This window comes from Bacteroides sp. MSK.18.37 (genome assembly GCF_019129155.2).
Classification (GTDB): domain Bacteria; phylum Bacteroidota; class Bacteroidia; order Bacteroidales; family Bacteroidaceae; genus Bacteroides; species Bacteroides ovatus.
This window is the reverse complement of the sequence record NZ_JAHOIB020000001.1, coordinates 1,296,378-1,314,456: the sequence shown is the minus strand read 5'-3', so window position 1 is coordinate 1,314,456 and position 18,079 is coordinate 1,296,378. Positions and strand designations below refer to the sequence as shown.

The window sequence follows — 18,079 nt, the reverse complement described above, 5'->3', positions numbered from 1 at the left end:
CTCATCGTTTGATTCGTTCTCACCGGTCATCTTCCAATTCCTCCAGATTGAGCAACCCTTCGGGAAGTTCCACCGTGATGAGTTTCTGTTTCTGGTCTATTCCTACGATAAATTCCTCCTGGGCGGGAACGAGCAGTTCCTCTTCTTCCGCTCCTTCAACCACGAAAAGGGTGTTTACCGTAGTGGTATCTACATCTATGACTTCTCCCAGAAGTCCGTGATGGATGTCTTCCATTTGGAAACCGATGAAGAAGTTCCAGGACAGTTCGCCGTCTTCCGCTTCTTCGGCGTGTTTCACGGGGAAGTAGACTTCAATGTTGGTGAACATTCGGGCACGTTCGGCGCTGTCGACTCCTTCCAGTTTCACCAAGGCGGTGGAGTCTGAACGGAAGCGGTATTCTTCGATGAAGAAAGGCACGAAGATGCCATCGAGCAGACATATCAGATAATCGCAGTCCACACGGTCGAAAATATCGTCCGTGAAGGTAAATTGCAATTCGCCGTGGATGCCGTGCGGTTTATTGAATAATCCTATCTTGTATACTTCTTCTTTCTTTATCATATCCGGGTGATTCTAGCTCCGATAGCGTTCAGACGTCCTTCGATGTTCTGATAACCACGGTCTATCTGTTCGATGTTACTAATGGTACTGGTTCCTTCGGCGCTCATGGCGGCAATCAGAAGGGCGATACCGGCACGTATATCCGGTGAAGTCAGGCGGGCACCGCGCAGCTTGAAGCCGTGGTTGTGTCCGATGACTACGGCGCGGTGAGGGTCGCAGAGAATGATCTGTGCACCCATGTCGATCAGCTTGTCCACAAAGAACAGGCGGCTTTCGAACATTTTCTGATGAATCAGTACGCTGCCTTTGGCTTGTGTGGCTACAACGAGCATCACACTTAGCAAGTCGGGAGTCAGTCCCGGCCAAGTGGCGTCGGCTATCGTCATGATGGAGCCGTCGATAAATGATTCTATCTGGTATGTTTCCTGTGCGGGAACGTAAATATCGTCTCCTCTTTGTTCGAGCTTGATGCCCAGACGGCGGAAGCTCTCGGGGATGATTCCAAGATTTTCGTAAGAAACATTCTTGATGGTAATTTCGCTTTTCGTCATTGCCGCCATGCCGATGAAGCTGCCCACTTCAATCATGTCGGGCAGTACGGTGTGTTGCGTGCCGTGCAGTTCTTCCACGCCTTCGATGGTGAGCAGGTTGGATGCGATACCGCTGATTTTGGCTCCCATCCGGTTGAGTAACCGGCAGAGTTGTTGCACGTAGGGTTCGCAGGCGGCATTGTAAATGGTGGTCGTACCTTTGGCAAGTACGGCTGCCATGACGATGTTGGCTGTTCCGGTGACAGATGCTTCGTCCAGTAGCATATAGCTTCCCTGAAGTCTGTCGGCCGTTATTTCGTAGATACCCCGCTCTTCGTCGTAGCGGAAGTCGGCCCCTAAATTCTGAATACCTACAAAGTGAGTGTCCAGACGGCGGCGACCGATTTTATCTCCTCCCGGCTTGGAAATCAATGCCTTGCCGAAACGTGCCACCATGGGACCTATAAGCATCACAGAGCCTCGCAGACTGGAACATTTCTTTAGGAATTCATCGCTTTCCAAATAAGCCAGGTCTACATTTTCTGCTTTAAAACTATAAGAATCAATGCCTTTCTTTGCAACCGTCACTCCCATCTCCCGCAAGAGCTGAATCAGGTTGTTGACATCAAGAATGTCAGGTATATTGTTCACCGTCACTTCCTCTGCGGTCAGCAACGTGGCACAGATTATCTGCAAAACTTCGTTTTTAGCTCCTTGCGGGTGGATTTCTCCGCTAAGCCGATGTCCTCCTTCGATTACAAATGAAGCCATTAATTTTTTTAGTATTAAGTATAAAGTGTTTTAGTATCTTCTTTTATTGTTTTGACGATTGTTGGTATAGTTCGTCTTCGGACGGTAGTTCTGATTCAGGCGTTCTGCCATCAGCCGGACGATATCGTCGGTCATTTGGAGTTCCCCGTTAGACAGTTCGTACAGGTCTTCGGCAATCTTTTTGTCGTCCACTGTATCTTTGTTCCATGCCAGGTAATCCTTCTTCATGTGGTTGCAGATAAGAGCGATCAGGTTTCTCTTTTCGTTTCCTTCAGGGAATTCGATCGCTTTTTTTATCAGTACTTCCAGCGTATGTCCGTAGTGACGGTAACGCATACGGGCGGTGGAGTAGGGGATATGGTCCGGGCGGGTCACCAGATTATCCTTGCGGATGATTTCATACGGATAGTCAATATCCAGCTCAAAACCGGACATGATAGCCAGGTGGTCCCAAAGCTTGTGCTTGAAATCGGGTACATCACGCAAATGGGGGAACATATTTCCCATAATGTTGATGATGGTGTTGGCACAACGCTGACGTTCTGCACGATCCTGAATGGTCAACGCATAATCTACCATGTTCTGGATGCTACGTCCGTATTCGGGAAGCGGCATTCTTTTCTGTTGAGTATTGTATTGCATTTGTTAAATTAAAATTGAGAATTAAAAATTAAAAAATTAAAGAAGCTTTTTCGGCATGGAGGCAACGAATTCTTTCAGGTAGAAAGGTTCGAAGTAAGCCACGTCTTTATAGTCTTCATCGGCCACTGCTTTTTCTGCCAGTGGGAACATCATTTTAGCCAACGGATGGATATTGTCGATAAAATGTGCGTTCGGATGCGTGATCTGTTCGCGGCATTTGTCGGCTCCGTTTCCAAAGAAATAAACCGGTTGTTCGTTCAGGAACTCCAGGTAAGAGTTCTCATCTACGATGTCGGCGGCAACTGTACGTTTCACTTGTAGACGACGGTCATAGACGGCTGCATATACTTCCATGCGGCGGGCGTCGATCATCGGACAAAGCAAAGCGTTTTCGGGCAAGTCGTGATACAACAGCACCGGAACACTCAATACTTCCAGCGTCGGGATACCGATCAAGGGGATATTGCGCCCGTAACAAATTCCTTTCGCCATAGAAACCCCGATTCGGAGTCCGGTGTACGAACCCGGTCCGCAACTCACTGCAACGGCATCCAAAGGGATGGCATGACTGTCTATGAACGACAATGCTTCATCTACAAAAACTCCTAAAGACACGGCGTGTGAAGGGCCTTTCAAGTCTTCTTTCACAAAAATCGTCTGTCCGTCTTGACTGGCCGCTACCGAGCAAACAGAGGTAGAGGTTTCAATATTCAGTATACACGACATAAAAATCAGCTTATTAAATTGTCGCAAATTTACATGATTATTTCCAATTCTTAAAATATTCGTGTACTTTTGCACAAAACTTTAAGGTTATGATACAGTCTATGACAGGATACGGTAAAGCTACGGCCGAACTTCCTGATAAAAAAATAAATGTAGAAATCAAGTCGCTCAACAGCAAGGCAATGGATTTGTCCACTCGCATCGCTCCGGCGTATCGTGAAAAAGAGATTGAAATCCGTAATGAGATTTCTAAAGTTCTGGAACGTGGAAAAGCTGACTTCAGCCTGTGGATAGAGAAGAAGGAGGGTGCGGATGCTGCTCCCATCAATAAGGATGTACTGAAAAGTTATTATAGCCAGTTGGATTCGATAAGCCGCGAACTGGGGATTCCTTGTCCCGCACCGGAAGACTGGCTCCAACTATTACTCCGCATGCCGGACGTGATGACGAAAACGGAAATTCAGGAACTGACGGAAGAGGAATGGAGCATGGTGCATGCTACCATACTTGAAGCCATCAGTCATTTGGTCGATTTCCGCAAACAGGAGGGGGCTGCATTGGAAAAGAAATTCCGTGAGAAGATTGCCAACATCAACAGTTTGCTCGAACAGATTACTCCTTACGAGAAAGAACGTGTAGAGAAAGTGAAGGAACGCATCACTGATGCTCTCGAAAAGACGTTAAGCGTAGACTACGACAAGAATCGTCTGGAACAGGAACTGATTTACTACATCGAAAAACTGGATGTCAACGAGGAAAAACAACGTCTTAGCAACCATCTGAAATATTTCATCAGCACGATGGAAAGTGGTAGCGGACAGGGTAAGAAGCTTGGTTTTATCGCCCAGGAAATGGGTCGGGAGATCAATACGTTAGGCAGCAAGTCCAATCATGCTGAAATGCAGAAGATCGTAGTTCAGATGAAGGATGAACTGGAACAGATTAAGGAACAGGTGCTGAACGTGATGTAAAACAGTATCTATCATTTTTAATTCTTAATTCTTCATTAAACTTATGACCGGTAAGCTAATTATTTTCTCTGCTCCGTCGGGTTCGGGCAAATCTACTATAATCAATTATCTGCTGACGCAGAACTTGAATTTAGCGTTTTCTATTTCTGCTACCAGCCGTCCTCCGCGTGGAACGGAGCAGCATGGGGTTGAATATTTCTTCCTTACGCCGGAAGAATTTCGCCAACGCATTGAGAACAACGAATTTCTGGAGTATGAGGAGGTGTATAAGGACCGTTATTACGGAACGCTGAAAGCGCAGGTAGAAAAGCAATTGGAAGCGGGTCAGAATGTGGTGTTTGACGTAGATGTGGTTGGCGGATGCAATATCAAGAAGTTTTATGGCGATCGTGCGTTGTCGGTGTTTATCCAGCCGCCTTCGGTGGAAGAATTACGCTGCCGGTTGGAAGGACGTGGAACGGATGCGCCGGAAGTGATTGAAAGTCGCATCGCTAAGGCGGAATATGAATTGGGTTTTGCTTCGCAATTCGATTGTGTGATTGTCAATGATAATTTGGAAACTGCTAAAGCGGAAGCTTTGAAAGTTATCAAAGAGTTTTTGGAACAATGAATAAGCAGAAAACCGGAATCTTCAGCGGATCATTCAATCCGATTCACATCGGACATCTTGCTCTAGCCAACTACCTTTGTGAGTATGAAGGATTGGATGAAATCTGGTTTATGGTGAGTCCGCAGAATCCTTTGAAAGCACAGGAGAAGTTATGGAATGATGAATTACGTCTCGAACTGGTAAAGTTGAGCATCAGTGACTATCCTCGTTTTCAGGCTTCAGATTTTGAGTTTCATTTGCCTCGCCCCTCATATAGCGTATATACGTTGGAGAAACTGCGTGAGGCATTTCCCGATCGCGAGTTTTATTTCATTATCGGTTCCGATAATTGGGAACGTTTTGGATATTGGTATCAGTCCGAACGTATCATTAAAGAGAATCAGATTCTTATTTACCCCCGTCCCGGCTTTCCCGTCAAAGAGGAGGAATTGCCGGAAACGGTGCGTCTTGTTCATTCTCCTGTATTTGAAATCAGTTCTACTTTTATTCGAGAAGCATTGGATGCAGGGAAAGATGTTCGATACTTTGTGCATCCAAAGGTCTGGGAGACTATAAAAGAAAGATAATATACGTCTTTGAATATATTAAAATATATATCCGACAGAATATAACGGATAATTTGTCAGCCACTCCTGTTGCCGGTAATCTGACATGGAAAAACGAATGCCATGTAGTCCTGGATTTTTTTCAACAAAAGAACGCAGACTTTTCGACTGTAAGTTTTCTTCTGCTTTCACTTCAACCGGAATAATATAGATTTCTTTTTGCAATAGAAAATCCAACTCTCCTTTGGAAGTATCTGAAGACCAGTAATAAATATTCAAGCCTTTCACCGATTTCAGTTGTTGTAACACATATTGTTCGGTAATTGCTCCTTTATAATCGGTAAATAAAATATTTCCTTCCAATAATGCCTGTGGGGGGAGTCCGCTCATTGCTCCCATTAATCCGGTATCCAGCATAAATAGCTTGAATGCAGAAAAATCTTCGTATGCCGATAAAGGTATTCCACCTTTCTTTACCCGGTTTACTTTATAAATAAGGCCGGCATCTATCAACCATTCCATAGCCAGTTCAAAATCTTTGGCTCTTGCTCCTTCTTTTATAACTCCATAAATGAATTTGCGATTTTCTTTTGCCAACTGTGCCGGAATCGAACGCCATACCATACGAATTCTGGGTACTTCGGCAATAGGAGCATGTTTGGAGAAATCACGATCATAAGAATCCAGTATATTTTGTTGTAACTGGCGGACTTCGGTATAGTCTTTGTGTTCAATAAAGGCATTGACTACTTCAGGCATTCCTCCTACGAAATAATACTGTTTAAGGAAGTCGGTGAGTTTAGAGCGGAAGGTAGAAATCAGGTTCCAATCTTGTTTAGCGAGCAAGCTGGCAAAAGGTTCTTGTCCGATAGCTTCTAAAAACTCGGAAAAAGAAAGTGGATATAAGTCTATAAAATCGACTTTTCCTACTGGGAAAGAATCATTTTGATGCATCGCGATCCCCAATAAAGAACCAGCTGCAATGACATGATACTGTGGTGCTTTCTCTTGGAAATACTTCATAGCTGTCAAACCGCGTGGAGCTTCCTGAAGCTCGTCAAAAAGAATTAAAGTATCCGTATTTACTACTTTTCCGGTAACTAATTGGATAGCCATTAAAATACGTTCGATATCAAAATCTTTTTGGAAAATCTCCTTCATCACTTCATTGTCTTCGAAGTTGATGTAAGCAAACTGTTTGTAAGCAGTAGCCGCAAACTCTTTCATGAGCCATGTCTTTCCTACCTGACGGGCTCCGCGAATAATCAAAGGCTTTCGTGTAGACTTTTCTTTCCAGTCATACAATTCTTGCATTGCATCTCTTCTCATACTTCTTTCTTTTATTATCAGCTACTTATAGATGCAAATGTAAGCATTAAAAGGGATATTAACAAAAAAAGTCGTACCTTAAAAATGTGATCTTTAACAAAAAGTCGTATCCTAAAAGTGTGGTATATCACAGAAAGTCGTACCTTAAAATGTAGGATGCTACTATTCGGGTTGTTTTTTCATACCAAGCTACGATACTTTACTCCGTTAATCGATGAAGAGTAATAACGATGATTTCCGCCGGAGCGCCAACACGGATTGGTAATTTGGAGGTTCCTATTCCGTTTGTTATAATCAAAGGTATTTTTGCAGAATTATATGCCAGTCCGGTGATGAAACGATTGCCATAGTGTGAGTTAAGTGCCGGGGCAACTCCGAATACACGGACTTGTCCGCCGTGGGTGTGTCCTGCCAGGGCAAGGTCGGTGTTAGCTACTGAAACATCTTCGATGTAATCCGGAGTATGAACCAGTAAGATGACAAAATCTTTGGGAGAGAGTGCCAGAGTAGGCGATACTCCGTTGCGCCCCAGATCAAAAGGATTGCGCACTCCAGCGATAATGATCTGCTGCCCGTCTTTACGAAGCGTATCTACTTCATGTTCTAACGGACGCATGCCGTAATGTTTCATTGTATTCACAATATCGTCGTGGCAACGTTCGTAGTCGTTATTGCCCATTACCCCATAAGTGCCCATCGGTGTTTTTACGCGTGCCAGTGCGGAAAACAAAGGTTCCACATATTCACAACCTTCCTGATAGTCACCACCCATTAGAAGCACATCAGCCTTTTGAGCAATCAGTAGGCGGACAAGGTCGTTCAGGCCTTTTTCTTTCAGCAGACTTTTGTAGTGTAAGTCGGAAATGAAAGCGATACGGAAACCTTCAAAGGCTTCGGGAACATCGCGGTGTGTAAAGTCATATTTTACTACACGGTCCACTCCGGTATAGACAGAAGATACATCTACGCTGGAAGAAGTGATTTTTGTTCCCCGCAGTACCAGATCCGACGATTCGTGTGTATCGGTAGAAGTCTTTTCCTTTGTATTCTGCTTTTTGTTTTTGGAAACATTCAGCTCTTTGAGTTGCGAGTGGTCGGGGGAGAATAACCCGGCTATGGCATTAGCCGTATCCGGATAAATAGAATCTGAATTTAAAACAGGGCGTGGCAAGGTAGCCACCATATTCTTTTTCGACTTACAGGAAACCAGCAAAAGCAATGTCAACAGGATAACAGGGTAGATTGTTTTTATTTTCTTCATCTTCTCTTAGTTTGAAGTTTTTCGGGGTGCAAAGATACGAAAAATCATGTATCTTTGTCCGTCAAAACTATTTATAATATATTAAAGTATGGAAGAAGTAAAGCGTAACTCGCTACAAGCATGGATATTAGCTGCACGTCCCAAAACGCTGACAGGGGCCATAACTCCGGTTATGATAGGTACTGCTCTTGCTGCAATGGACGGACGTTTTCACTGGTTGCCTGCACTGATCTGCTGTCTGTTTGCAAGTCTGATGCAAATTGCCGCTAATTTCATCAATGACCTTTTCGACTTCCTCAAAGGAACAGACCGGGAAGACCGGTTAGGCCCCGAACGTGCTTGTGCGCAAGGATGGATTTCTCCGCAAGCGATGAAAACCGGGATTATTATTACGGTTGCTCTTGCCTGCCTTATCGGCTGTACGTTGCTCTTCTTTGCCGGGTGGGAATTGATTATCGTAGGAGTGCTTTGTGTGTTATTTGCCTTTCTTTATACCACCGGTCCTTATCCTCTTTCTTACAACGGTTGGGGCGATGTATTGGTGATTGTCTTTTTCGGCTTTGTACCCGTAGGCGGAACATATTACGTACAGGCGCTAACTTGGACACCGGATGTCACTATCGCCTCTTTAATCTGCGGACTGCTTATCGATACATTGTTGGTAGTCAATAATTATCGTGACCGCGAAGCGGATGCACGCAGTGGAAAAAGGACAGTGATCGTTCGTTTTGGCGAGAAATTCGGTCGCTATTTTTATTTGATGCTGGGGATTACCGCTTCTCTTCTCTGCTTGTGTTTCCTTCGTGAAGGTCATTTCTACGCCGCTTTTCTTCCGCAACTTTATCTGATCCCTCATTTCCTTACCTGGAAACGGATGGTGAAAATATACAGCGGTAAAAAATTAAACAGCATATTAGGCGAGACTTCGCGTAATATGCTGCTTATGGGTATTCTTATTGCAATAGGAATGTTGATAAATTGAGAATCATTTCCCGTACATCTTTTCGTAGTAACCCTGATAATCTCCGCTGGTAACTTCTTCCACCCAAGCTTGGTTGGCTAAATACCATTCGATTGTCTTTACGATACCGACCTCGAATTTAGTTTCGGGATACCATCCTAAGGCATTTGTTATCTTGGTGGGGTCGATAGCATAACGTTGGTCGTGTCCCAGACGGTCTTTAACGAAAGTAATCAGATCTTCGTTGATCCAGTCGATTGAAATGTCTCCGTTTTCGTCTTTCACTTTCTTTTTGAGAACTTGACGATATTCGGGATTTTCTGCCATCAGACGGTGGATAGTCGAAATTGTCAGTTTCACGATTTCGAGGTTTGTTTTCTCGTTGTGTCCACCAACGTTGTACACTTCTCCGTCTTGACCTTCACGCACAACGAGGTCGATTGCTTTGCAGTGGTCTTCCACATAAAGCCAGTCGCGCACATTGCTACCGTCACCGTAGACGGGGAGATGCTTTCCTTCGAGGATATTCTTGATAATCAACGGAATCAATTTTTCCGGGAAGTGGTACGGACCGTAGTTGTTGGAGCAACGGGTAATCGTTACCGGCATTTTATAAGTGTCGTGGTAAGCCATTACCACCATGTCTGCACTTGTCTTAGAAGCACTGTATGGGCTGTGAGGACAAAGCGGAGTTGCTTCAGTGAAATACCCTTCGGCTCCCAATGAGCCATACACCTCATCGGTAGATACCTGATGATAGCGTACACCTTTTCTCCAGGTCGGATATCCTTGTTCGTCTTTCCCCATCACCCATGCACGGCGTGCACAATCCAGTAAGTTCTGTGTTCCGAGAATGTTGGTAATCAGAAACAGCTGCGGATTTTCAATGCTGCGGTCCACATGGCTCTCGGCAGCGAAATTCACCACATAGTCAAAACGATACTCAGCAAAAAGACCGTCTACCACATCGCGGCTACAAATGTCTCCTTTGATAAAGACACAGCGTTCGTTGTCGATGTCTTTGGCAATCGTTCCTAAGTTACCTGCATACGTCAAAGCGTCCAATATCACGACTTTGATGTCGTTATGTTTGGCTAAGATGTACTTGATGTAATTTGCCCCGATAAATCCTGCGGCACCGGTCACTAGATAAGTTTTCATATTTTATTCTTTATGTTGATTTTAGGATTGTTTAGCCAATTCGATAAGGTACTTTCCATACTCGGTTTTTTCGAGCTGTTGACCCAGTAGAAGCAACTGCTCCGTCGGAATCCATCCCTGACGCCAGGCGATTTCTTCAATACAGCTGACGTAAAAACCTTGGCGGTTCTGAATAGTGGCCACGAAGTTGGAAGCTTCCAGCAGACTGTCGCAGTTACCCGTATCGAGCCATGCAAATCCGCGTCCGAAGAGTTCCACTTTCAATGTACCTTCTTCCAGATACAGACGGTTCAAGTCTGTTATCTCATACTCTCCACGTGCTGAAGGACGAAGAGCCGCTGCTTTTTCCGTCACACTGGCATCGTAGAAATAAAGTCCCGGAACGGCATAATTACTTTTCGGCACTTCCGGCTTTTCTTCCAGTGAAATCACTTTTCCCTGTTCGTCAAATTCCACTACACCATAAGCGCGCGGGTCTTTCACGTAGTAACCGAAGATGCAGGCGCCCTTTTCTATATTGGCAGCCCGGCGGAGCATGGCGGAGAAGCCCTGTCCGTAAAACATATTATCCCCAAGAATCAGACAGCCCGGTTCGCCGTTCAGGAAATCGGCTCCCAATACGAAAGCTTGTGCCAGTCCGTTAGGTTGTTCCTGAATTTTATAGGAGAAAGACATACCCAGTTCCTCACCCGTTCCCAACAAGTCGCGGAACATCGGCAAGTCGCGTGGAGTCGAAATAATCAACACTTCGCGTATTCCTGCCAACATAAGTGTTGACAACGGATAATAAATCATCGGCTTGTCATACACAGGCATGATTTGTTTGGAAATCGCTTTAGAGAGCGGATAAAGTCGGGTGGCACTACCACCGGCTAGAATAATTCCTTTCATGTTCGTCTGAGTTATTCATTAACTGCGTGCAAAGGTCGGAAAGAATTCCGACGTGGCAAAATTTTAAAATAATTTTTCAATCTGGCAGGAACATTTATTTTATTTGTCCGCCAATTCGATGACTTCCAAGTCCTGAAAGGCCCCCTGGTTGATAACAAAACGTACCAAAGTCCGTACCTTGTGGAAACCGGACATGCCGGCAGCTCCCGGATTAATATGCAACATATCCAGTGTTTTATCATATTTCACCTTTAATATATGAGAATGTCCGCTGATAAAAAGTTTGGGCGGACGTGCCATCAGACTGCCGATGATGGAAGGATCGTATTTCCCCGGATAACCGCCGATATGTTTAATCAGCACTTCTGCACCATCCACCGTGAAACGGTTTATTTGCGGATACAGCTTTCTGATTTCCTGTCCGTCAATATTTCCATATACCGCCCGGAATGGACGGAAGGCGGCTAACTTTTCCGCTACTTCCAGCGAACCGATGTCTCCGGCATGCCAGATTTCGTCACACGGTTCAAAATATTCCAGATATTTCTCGTCCCAGTAAGCGTGAGTATCAGATAATAATCCAATTCTTGTCATAAATTTCTTTGTTTAATCCCACAAAGATACTATATTTGGAAAAATCTTAAAGCACATGGAAAGCAAATATAATTATTTCAAGCGAGATATTAGTTGGCTCTCATTTAATTATCGCGTATTGTTGGAGGCTCTGGACGAGCGTCTACCGCTCTACGAACGTATCAACTTCATCTCTATCTACTCTTCCAACCTCGAAGAGTTCTACAAAATCCGTGTAGCCGACCATAAAGCTGTTGCCTCCGGCGCTACGGAAAGTGATGAAGAAACCGTACAATCCGCCCGCGAACTGGTAGAAGAAATAAATAAAGAAGTCACCCGCCAGCTGGATGACCGTGTACGCATTTATGAAGAGAAACTACTACCTGCCCTGCGCAAGAATCACATCATCTTTTATCAGGACAGACATGTAGAACCGTTCCACCAGCAGTTTATTAAAGACTTTTTCCGGGAAGAAATTTTTCCCTACCTGCAGCCTGTGCCTGTATCCAAAGATAAAATAGTCTCCTTCCTGCGGGATAATCGCCTTTACCTGGCCATACGAGTTTATCCGAAGAAAGAAGGAAATGAAGGAACTACCAGTCTAACAGAATCCCGGCAACCTCTTTACTTCGTGATGAAGCAACCCTACGCCAAAGTGCCCCGCTTCATCGAACTTCCATCCCGCGAGAAAAACCATTACCTGATGTTTACCGAAGATATAATCAAGGCAAACCTCAACCTTATTTTCCCCGGCTACGATGTTGATTCCAGCTACTGCATCAAAATCTCCCGTGACGCTGACATATTAATTGACGACACCGCCAGCAGTGCCGACCTTGTCGCTCAACTCAAGAAGAAAGTGAAGAAACGTAAGATCGGTGACGTCTGCCGTTTCGTCTACGACCGTGGTATGCCTCATGACTTTCTGAACTTTCTGGTAGACGCCTTCCATATTCAGCGCGATGAACTTGTCCCCGGCGACAAGCACCTGAATCTTGAAGACCTGCGTCATCTTCCCAACCCGAACAAATCTCTTCACAGCTTCGAAAAGCCGAAGCCAATGAAGCTGACCATCCTCGACGAAAAAGAATCTATCTTCAACTACGTCGCCAAGAAGGACCTGTTATTATATTACCCTTATCACTCTTTCGAGCACTTCATCCACTTCCTGTATGAAGCCGTGCACAACCCGGAAACCCGTGAAATCATGGTAACCCAATACCGCGTAGCTGAAAACTCCGCCGTCATCAACACCCTGATAGCCGCCGCCCAAAACGGCAAGAAAGTCACCGTATTCGTGGAACTGAAAGCCCGTTTCGACGAAGAAAACAACCTTGCCACGGCCGAAATGATGCAAGCCGCCGGCATTAAAATAATATACAGCATACCCGGTCTGAAAGTACACGCCAAAGTAGCCCTTATCCGCCGCCGCGGACTGAACGGTGAAAAAATACCCAGCTACGCCTATATCAGCACCGGTAACTTTAATGAAAAGACCGCCACCCTCTACGCCGACTGTGGCCTTTTCACCTGCCGTCCGAAGATAGTGGCCGACCTCTATAACCTCTTCCGCACCCTGCAAGGCAAAGAAGACCCGAAGTTCACCACCCTTCTTGTCGCCCGTTTCAACCTCATCCCCGAATTGAACCGCCTGATTGATTGGGAAATCGCCCTCGCCGACGAAGGCAAACAAGGCCGTATCATCCTAAAAATGAACGCCCTCCAAGACCCCGCCATGATTGACCGTCTCTACGAAGCCTCCGAACACGGCGTACAAATAGACCTCATCGTCCGTGGAATCTGTTGTCTTATCCCCGGACAGTCATACAGTCGTAACATTCGTGTCACCCGTATTGTAGACAGTTTCCTCGAACACGCCCGCATCTGGTACTTCGGCAACGACGGCAAACCCAAAGTCTTCATGGGCTCCCCCGACTGGATGCGTCGTAACCTCTACCGCCGCATCGAAGCCATCACCCCCATTCTCGCCCCCGACCTGCGTGACAGCCTCATCGAAATGCTTAATATCCAGCTCGCCGACAACCAAAAAGCCTGCTGGGTAGACGACAACCTGCGAAATATATTCAAAAAAAGAGCGCCCGGCACCCCCGCTGTACGAGCCCAATACACCTTCTATGACTGGTTAAACAAAACAAATAACTAAAAAACAACCAACTAATTAACTAACATAAGAATCCCATACCCGTGTCCTGCAACTTACAACGCCCCACACGGCCTTCCCGCAACGTTCCCGCTGCACATCCCCCGTTATACGCCCTTACTACATGGCTTCCCTCGCAACAACCACACCGACATCTCATGCAACCTCCTCCACAACGCCCACCCCGCACGCCCCTCCGGCCTACTTTTTTCTCCGTCAAGCGAGCCCCCGTAACGGAGCGTCAAAAAGGGCAGACTGTTTGAGCGTAGCGAGTTTCTGCCCTTTAGCGCAGTGCAGGGAGCGAGTAGGAGAAAAAAGTCAGCCTTGAATTTTTCTTTGCTTCTTTCTTTTGTTTCAAGACAAAAGAAAGATGATTGTAACATAAATGTAACATGTATGACACCTCCCTGCAACGTCAAATCCCGTCCTTTGCAGCCGGAAACAACATACACATATATTTATTATGGAGACTATTTATTTATGCATTATCATCTTCCTCTTTGTACTAGCTGTTTTCGATCTGATAGTCGGAGTCAGTAATGATGCAGTTAACTTTTTGAACTCTGCGGTAGGCGCCAAGGCCGCTTCGTTTAAAACCATTCTTTTCATAGCCGGTATTGGTATATTCATTGGCGCTTCCCTGTCCAACGGTATGATGGACATTGCCCGGCACGGCATCTACCAGCCCGAGCACTTCTACTTTGCCGAAATCATGTGCATTCTGCTGGCCGTCATGTTGACCGACGTAGTACTGCTGGACGTATTCAACTCCATGGGGATGCCTACCTCTACCACCGTTTCACTAGTCTTTGAACTACTCGGAGGTACCTTTGCCCTCTCACTTATCAAAGTACATAATAGCGATACCCTCGGTCTGGGCGACCTCATAAACACCGACAAAGCCCTCTCCGTCATCATGGCGATCTTCGTCTCCGTCGCTATCGCCTTCTTCTTCGGAATGCTTGTACAATGGCTTGCCCGTGTGATATTCACTTTCAACTATACGAAAAAGATGAAATACAGCATCGCCCTCTTTGGGGGGATAGCCGCTACTGCCATCATCTATTTCATGCTTATCAAAGGACTGAAAGACAGCTCCTTCATGACCTCTGAAAACAAACACTGGATACAAGACAACACACTGATGCTAATCACCGTTTTCTTTGTATTCTTCACCGTACTGATGCAAATCCTTCACTGGATGAAAATCAATGTTTTCAAAGTCGTCGTACTGATGGGAACCTTCGCTCTGGCTCTCGCTTTTGCCGGTAACGACCTTGTCAACTTTATTGGCGTTCCCCTCGCAGGTTTCTCCTCTTTTTTAGATTACACCGCCAACGGAGAAGGAAATCCGAACGGCTTCCTGATGACCTCCTTGCTGGGACCTGCTAAAACACCGTGGTATTTTCTTATCGGAGCCGGAGCCGTCATGGTCTACGCCCTCTGCACCTCTAAAAAAGCACATGCTGTAATTAAAACATCTGTCGACCTTTCCCGCCAAGATGAAGGAGAAGAAGCATTCGGAAGTACTCCGATCGCCCGCACAGTAGTCCGCATCAGCATGACACTTGCCAATGGAATCTCCCGAATAATGCCGGACGGCAGCAAAAAATGGCTTGACTCCCGCTTCCGCAAAGACGAAGCAATCATTGCCGACGGAGCTGCTTTCGACCTTGTCCGCGCTTCTGTCAACCTGGTATTGGCCGGTCTGCTCATCGTCTTGGGAACCTCCCTGAAACTTCCCCTTTCCACCACCTACGTAACCTTCATGGTAGCTATGGGTACTTCTTTGGCCGACCGCGCCTGGGGACGTGATTCAGCCGTTTACCGTATCACCGGCGTATTAAGCGTCATCGGAGGCTGGTTCATCACCGCCGGAGCCGCCTTCACCATCTGTTTCTTCGTAGCTCTCGTACTCCATTATGGAGGTAACATCTCTATCATCGCCCTCATCGGTATAGCTGTATTCATCTTGATCCGTAGCCAGGTGATGTACAAGAAACGCAAAGCGAAAGAACAAGGTAACGAAACGCTGAAGCAACTGATGCAAACCACAGACAGCACAGAAGCCCTGCAACTGATGCGTAAGCACACCCGCGAAGAACTTTCCAAAGTATTGGAATATGCAGAAACAAATTTCGAACTGACTGTCACTTCATTCCTTCATGAAAATCTGCGAGGATTGCGTCGTGCCATGGGGTCCACTAAATTTGAGAAACAGCTCATCAAACAGATGAAACGTTCGGGCACCGTCGCCATGTGTCGTCTCGACAATAACACCGTACTCGAAAAAGGACTTTATTACTATCAAGGCAACGACTTCGCCAGCGAATTGGTCTACAGTATTTCCCGCCTCTGCGAACCTTGCCTCGAACATATCGACAACAACTTCAACCCATTGGACGCCATCCAGAAAGGTGAATTCAGCGATGTTTCCGAAGATATCACCTATCTGATTCAGCAGTGTCGTAAGAAAATGGAAAACAACGAGTACAACGACTTCGAAGAAGAAATCCGTCGTGCCAACGACCTCAACGGACAGCTTTCACTATTGAAACGTAAGGAACTGCAACGCATCCAAAGCCAATCAGGAAGCATCCGGGTAAGCATGGTGTATCTCACGATGGTTCAGGAAGCACAGAACGTAGTCACTTATACCATCAATTTGATGAAAGTAAGCCGTAAATTCCAGATAGAAACTGAAATGCCGTAAGGACGAAAAGCAAGGATCGTCCACAGAATAACGGACGAATCATAATCTGCGAGGAAAGGACTGTCTGATAAACCCTGTTTACATAGGAGGGGGTGTATCAAACAGTCCTTTCTTTTTCAGAAATAGGTTTAAAAAAGCTCTATTCTTTAGTATTTGATCTGGTAAAATTGTATATTTATAGTCGATAAGATACTTGAGACGATTTTAGATGCAATGATATAAAAACGAAATGAATGAAATATCAGTTAGAAATAACCACCTTACTGGTTCCTGTCAATGTGCATCAACTGTTTGAGAAATGTGAATGGCCTGAACTAAACTGTTTTGACAGAGAAATGGTTGAAGGCTATTTCTCTGATTTGGTGAATGGTATTCAAACCGATGAGGCTTTGGACGATTGGACGCTGACCGTTGTCCTTTATATCGGCACTTATTTGGGAGCCAACCATATCAGTATCTGGAAACATGGAATCACCGATACGGTAACTAAAGAAAAAGTACTGACGATAGGTATACCTCTTCCTTGTAGTAAAACCATTCGTTGGGGAGTGAAGAAGAAAGGACGTTTTACCGGTAAAATACCGGATGAAAGCTTTAGGAGGAATAACAGACTCCTTCCCGTCAACTTTGCAAAATATGATAATATGGAGACCTATATAGAAGATAACATCCGGATAGCCCTTTTGAACCTGTTTGAAGTTGGTTTTACCCTGAAAGGATATAAAGTAAAGAAACGGTGATAAGTAACTGAATTGTAATCAAACTTCTTTTTCATAGGGATTAAACTTGCTTATCCCGGCAGGAAAACGTATCTTTGTTGGTAAGAAAACTATAACCGCAAGTTCTGATTATAAAACCGGAACTTTTGATTATGTAATCAGAAGTTTCAGTTATAAAACCAGAACTTGCGGTTTTAGTTTGTCCTATAGGAAAAACAACTTTTCCTGTAGGGGAGAACAAGTTTTCTACCTATAGCGAGTAAGTTTTCTATTAATAATCAATATTTCAAATAAACTTTAGTATTATGGCAATGTACGTAATGGAAGAAATGCCCGATATTCATGGAACGGGCGAACAGGTACTTTATCCTCGGTTTGCAATGATAGATCAGGTATCTACCGAGGATTTAATACGTCAGATAGCATCCAGCAGTGGCTTTAATGTCGGAGATGTGGAAGGCGTAATTACACAGATCGGTATTGAAATGGCACATCAGATGGCAGAAGGCAAGTCTGTGAAGCTGGATGGTATCGGAACATTCTCTCCTTCGTTGGCGTTATGCAAAGATAAAGAACGCGAAAAGACCGGAGAGGGTGAAACCCATCGTAACGCACGAAGCATTGTGGTGGGGAGCGTGAACTTTCGTGTAGACAGGAAGATGGTGAGGCGTATCAACGGAAGATGTCTGCTGGAAAGAGCTCCGTGGAAGTCGCAACGCTCTTCACAGAAGTATACACCGGAGCAACGACTAGCATTGGCTGTTAGATATCTGGAGGAACATCCTTTTCTGACGGTCTACGAATACCGGAAACTGACAGGTCTGCTGCGCACGGCGGCTACCAATGAATTGCGCCAATGGGCGTATACGCCCGGTTCCGGTATCGGGATTGATGGCAGAGGAACACATCGGGTGTATATAAAGAAAACATAATTCATCATATTTGTATGATGA

At 45.3% G+C, this 18,079-nt stretch carries 17 protein-coding genes; 8 read left to right on the top strand and 9 right to left on the bottom strand.

Annotation, left to right across the window (positions count from 1 at the left end; genetic code table 11):
• Positions 1 to 19: 19 nt before the first annotated feature.
• Genes rimM through tsaB form a run of 4 tightly spaced genes read right to left on the bottom strand, consistent with a single transcriptional unit; the run spans position 20 to position 3,231 of the window.
• A complete protein-coding gene (rimM, locus tag KSX81_RS05600; protein ID WP_004296795.1) occupies positions 20 to 562 on the bottom strand; it encodes a ribosome maturation factor RimM in 543 nt (180 codons plus the stop codon).
• The gene (gene murA / locus KSX81_RS05595; protein WP_004296796.1) at positions 559 to 1,863 is read right to left on the bottom strand and encodes a UDP-N-acetylglucosamine 1-carboxyvinyltransferase; all 1,305 of its coding nucleotides are present in this window, start codon (positions 1,861 to 1,863) and stop codon (positions 559 to 561) included. Before murA ends, rimM begins: the two co-directional genes overlap by 4 nt.
• A 30-nt stretch (positions 1,864 to 1,893) precedes the next feature.
• Positions 1,894 to 2,505, bottom strand: a complete 612-nt coding sequence (locus KSX81_RS05590; protein WP_004296797.1) for a DUF4290 domain-containing protein — start codon at positions 2,503 to 2,505, stop codon at positions 1,894 to 1,896.
• Between the two features lie 36 nt (positions 2,506 to 2,541).
• Positions 2,542 to 3,231, bottom strand: coding sequence for a tRNA (adenosine(37)-N6)-threonylcarbamoyltransferase complex dimerization subunit type 1 TsaB (tsaB, locus tag KSX81_RS05585; RefSeq protein WP_004306883.1), 690 nt, complete (start codon positions 3,229 to 3,231; stop codon positions 2,542 to 2,544).
• Between the two features lie 89 nt (positions 3,232 to 3,320).
• On the opposite strand from tsaB, the gene KSX81_RS05580 reads away from it, so the two are divergent.
• Genes KSX81_RS05580 through nadD form a run of 3 tightly spaced genes read left to right on the top strand, consistent with a single transcriptional unit; the run spans position 3,321 to position 5,378 of the window.
• Positions 3,321 to 4,202, top strand: a complete 882-nt coding sequence (locus KSX81_RS05580; protein WP_004296799.1) for a YicC/YloC family endoribonuclease — start codon at positions 3,321 to 3,323, stop codon at positions 4,200 to 4,202.
• A gap of 43 nt (positions 4,203 to 4,245) precedes the next feature.
• A complete protein-coding gene (gene gmk / locus KSX81_RS05575; RefSeq protein WP_008776350.1) occupies positions 4,246 to 4,812 on the top strand; it encodes a guanylate kinase in 567 nt (188 codons plus the stop codon).
• The gene (nadD, locus tag KSX81_RS05570; RefSeq protein WP_004296801.1) at positions 4,809 to 5,378 is read left to right on the top strand and encodes a nicotinate (nicotinamide) nucleotide adenylyltransferase; all 570 of its coding nucleotides are present in this window, start codon (positions 4,809 to 4,811) and stop codon (positions 5,376 to 5,378) included. Before gmk ends, nadD begins: the two co-directional genes overlap by 4 nt.
• An 18-nt stretch (positions 5,379 to 5,396) precedes the next feature.
• Here the strand turns inward: nadD and KSX81_RS05565 are convergent, their stop codons facing one another.
• Positions 5,397 to 6,686 carry an ATP-binding protein gene (locus KSX81_RS05565; protein ID WP_004296802.1) on the bottom strand — a complete coding sequence of 430 codons (1,290 nt, stop codon included), beginning with the start codon at positions 6,684 to 6,686 and terminating at the stop codon, positions 5,397 to 5,399.
• Positions 6,687 to 6,885: 199 nt separating this feature from the next.
• Positions 6,886 to 7,947, bottom strand: a complete 1,062-nt coding sequence (locus KSX81_RS05560) for a metallophosphoesterase (RefSeq protein WP_004306886.1) — start codon at positions 7,945 to 7,947, stop codon at positions 6,886 to 6,888.
• Positions 7,948 to 8,035: 88 nt separating this feature from the next.
• Here KSX81_RS05560 and KSX81_RS05555 point away from each other — a divergent pair, with 88 nt between their 5' ends.
• Positions 8,036 to 8,929, top strand: a complete 894-nt coding sequence (locus KSX81_RS05555) for a 1,4-dihydroxy-2-naphthoate polyprenyltransferase (protein WP_004296804.1) — start codon at positions 8,036 to 8,038, stop codon at positions 8,927 to 8,929.
• Between the two features lie 3 nt (positions 8,930 to 8,932).
• Here KSX81_RS05555 and rfbB read toward each other — a convergent pair whose 3' ends face one another.
• The 3 genes from rfbB to KSX81_RS05540 form a co-directional block, all read right to left on the bottom strand.
• Positions 8,933 to 10,069, bottom strand: a complete 1,137-nt coding sequence (gene rfbB / locus KSX81_RS05550; protein WP_004308968.1) for a dTDP-glucose 4,6-dehydratase — start codon at positions 10,067 to 10,069, stop codon at positions 8,933 to 8,935.
• Positions 10,070 to 10,090: 21 nt separating this feature from the next.
• On the bottom strand, positions 10,091 to 10,960 hold the full coding sequence (gene rfbA / locus KSX81_RS05545; RefSeq protein ID WP_004296806.1) for a glucose-1-phosphate thymidylyltransferase RfbA: 870 nt from the start codon (positions 10,958 to 10,960) through the stop codon (positions 10,091 to 10,093).
• A gap of 99 nt (positions 10,961 to 11,059) precedes the next feature.
• Positions 11,060 to 11,554 carry a metallophosphoesterase family protein gene (locus KSX81_RS05540; RefSeq protein WP_004296807.1) on the bottom strand — a complete coding sequence of 165 codons (495 nt, stop codon included), beginning with the start codon at positions 11,552 to 11,554 and terminating at the stop codon, positions 11,060 to 11,062.
• Between the two features lie 55 nt (positions 11,555 to 11,609).
• Here KSX81_RS05540 and KSX81_RS05535 point away from each other — a divergent pair, with 55 nt between their 5' ends.
• From KSX81_RS05535 to KSX81_RS05520, 4 genes are all read left to right on the top strand, one after another.
• Positions 11,610 to 13,697, top strand: a complete 2,088-nt coding sequence (locus KSX81_RS05535; RefSeq protein ID WP_217725611.1) for an RNA degradosome polyphosphate kinase — start codon at positions 11,610 to 11,612, stop codon at positions 13,695 to 13,697.
• A gap of 460 nt (positions 13,698 to 14,157) precedes the next feature.
• Positions 14,158 to 16,407 (top strand): inorganic phosphate transporter, encoded by a 2,250-nt coding sequence (locus tag KSX81_RS05530; protein ID WP_217725612.1) that lies wholly within the window; start codon positions 14,158 to 14,160, stop codon positions 16,405 to 16,407.
• Positions 16,408 to 16,640: 233 nt separating this feature from the next.
• On the top strand, positions 16,641 to 17,147 hold the full coding sequence (gene imm9, locus KSX81_RS05525) for an Imm9 family immunity protein (protein ID WP_004296812.1): 507 nt from the start codon (positions 16,641 to 16,643) through the stop codon (positions 17,145 to 17,147).
• Between the two features lie 284 nt (positions 17,148 to 17,431).
• Complete coding sequence (locus KSX81_RS05520) at positions 17,432 to 18,058, top strand: HU family DNA-binding protein (protein ID WP_004296814.1); 627 nt, start codon at positions 17,432 to 17,434, stop codon at positions 18,056 to 18,058.
• The last annotated feature ends 21 nt before the right edge of the window (positions 18,059 to 18,079 follow it).

What these genes read in the sequence shown, in the direction of transcription:
- KSX81_RS05535 (WP_217725611.1), top strand. Translation starts at nt 11,610, where the DNA reads ATGGAAAGCAAATATAATTATTTCAAGCGAGATATTAGTTGGCTCTCA.
- KSX81_RS05520 (WP_004296814.1), top strand. Translation starts at nt 17,432, where the DNA reads ATGGCAATGTACGTAATGGAAGAAATGCCCGATATTCATGGAACGGGC.
- nadD (WP_004296801.1), top strand. Translation starts at nt 4,809, where the DNA reads ATGAATAAGCAGAAAACCGGAATCTTCAGCGGATCATTCAATCCGATT.
- rfbB (WP_004308968.1), bottom strand. Translation starts at nt 10,069, where the DNA reads ATGAAAACTTATCTAGTGACCGGTGCCGCAGGATTTATCGGGGCAAAT.
- imm9 (WP_004296812.1), top strand. Translation starts at nt 16,641, where the DNA reads ATGAAATATCAGTTAGAAATAACCACCTTACTGGTTCCTGTCAATGTG.
- murA (WP_004296796.1), bottom strand. Translation starts at nt 1,863, where the DNA reads ATGGCTTCATTTGTAATCGAAGGAGGACATCGGCTTAGCGGAGAAATC.
- KSX81_RS05560 (WP_004306886.1), bottom strand. Translation starts at nt 7,947, where the DNA reads ATGAAGAAAATAAAAACAATCTACCCTGTTATCCTGTTGACATTGCTT.
- KSX81_RS05580 (WP_004296799.1), top strand. Translation starts at nt 3,321, where the DNA reads ATGATACAGTCTATGACAGGATACGGTAAAGCTACGGCCGAACTTCCT.
- KSX81_RS05590 (WP_004296797.1), bottom strand. Translation starts at nt 2,505, where the DNA reads ATGCAATACAATACTCAACAGAAAAGAATGCCGCTTCCCGAATACGGA.
- KSX81_RS05555 (WP_004296804.1), top strand. Translation starts at nt 8,036, where the DNA reads ATGGAAGAAGTAAAGCGTAACTCGCTACAAGCATGGATATTAGCTGCA.
- rfbA (WP_004296806.1), bottom strand. Translation starts at nt 10,960, where the DNA reads ATGAAAGGAATTATTCTAGCCGGTGGTAGTGCCACCCGACTTTATCCG.
- KSX81_RS05540 (WP_004296807.1), bottom strand. Translation starts at nt 11,554, where the DNA reads ATGACAAGAATTGGATTATTATCTGATACTCACGCTTACTGGGACGAG.
- KSX81_RS05565 (WP_004296802.1), bottom strand. Translation starts at nt 6,686, where the DNA reads ATGAGAAGAGATGCAATGCAAGAATTGTATGACTGGAAAGAAAAGTCT.
- KSX81_RS05530 (WP_217725612.1), top strand. Translation starts at nt 14,158, where the DNA reads ATGGAGACTATTTATTTATGCATTATCATCTTCCTCTTTGTACTAGCT.
- rimM (WP_004296795.1), bottom strand. Translation starts at nt 562, where the DNA reads ATGATAAAGAAAGAAGAAGTATACAAGATAGGATTATTCAATAAACCG.
- tsaB (WP_004306883.1), bottom strand. Translation starts at nt 3,231, where the DNA reads ATGTCGTGTATACTGAATATTGAAACCTCTACCTCTGTTTGCTCGGTA.
- gmk (WP_008776350.1), top strand. Translation starts at nt 4,246, where the DNA reads ATGACCGGTAAGCTAATTATTTTCTCTGCTCCGTCGGGTTCGGGCAAA.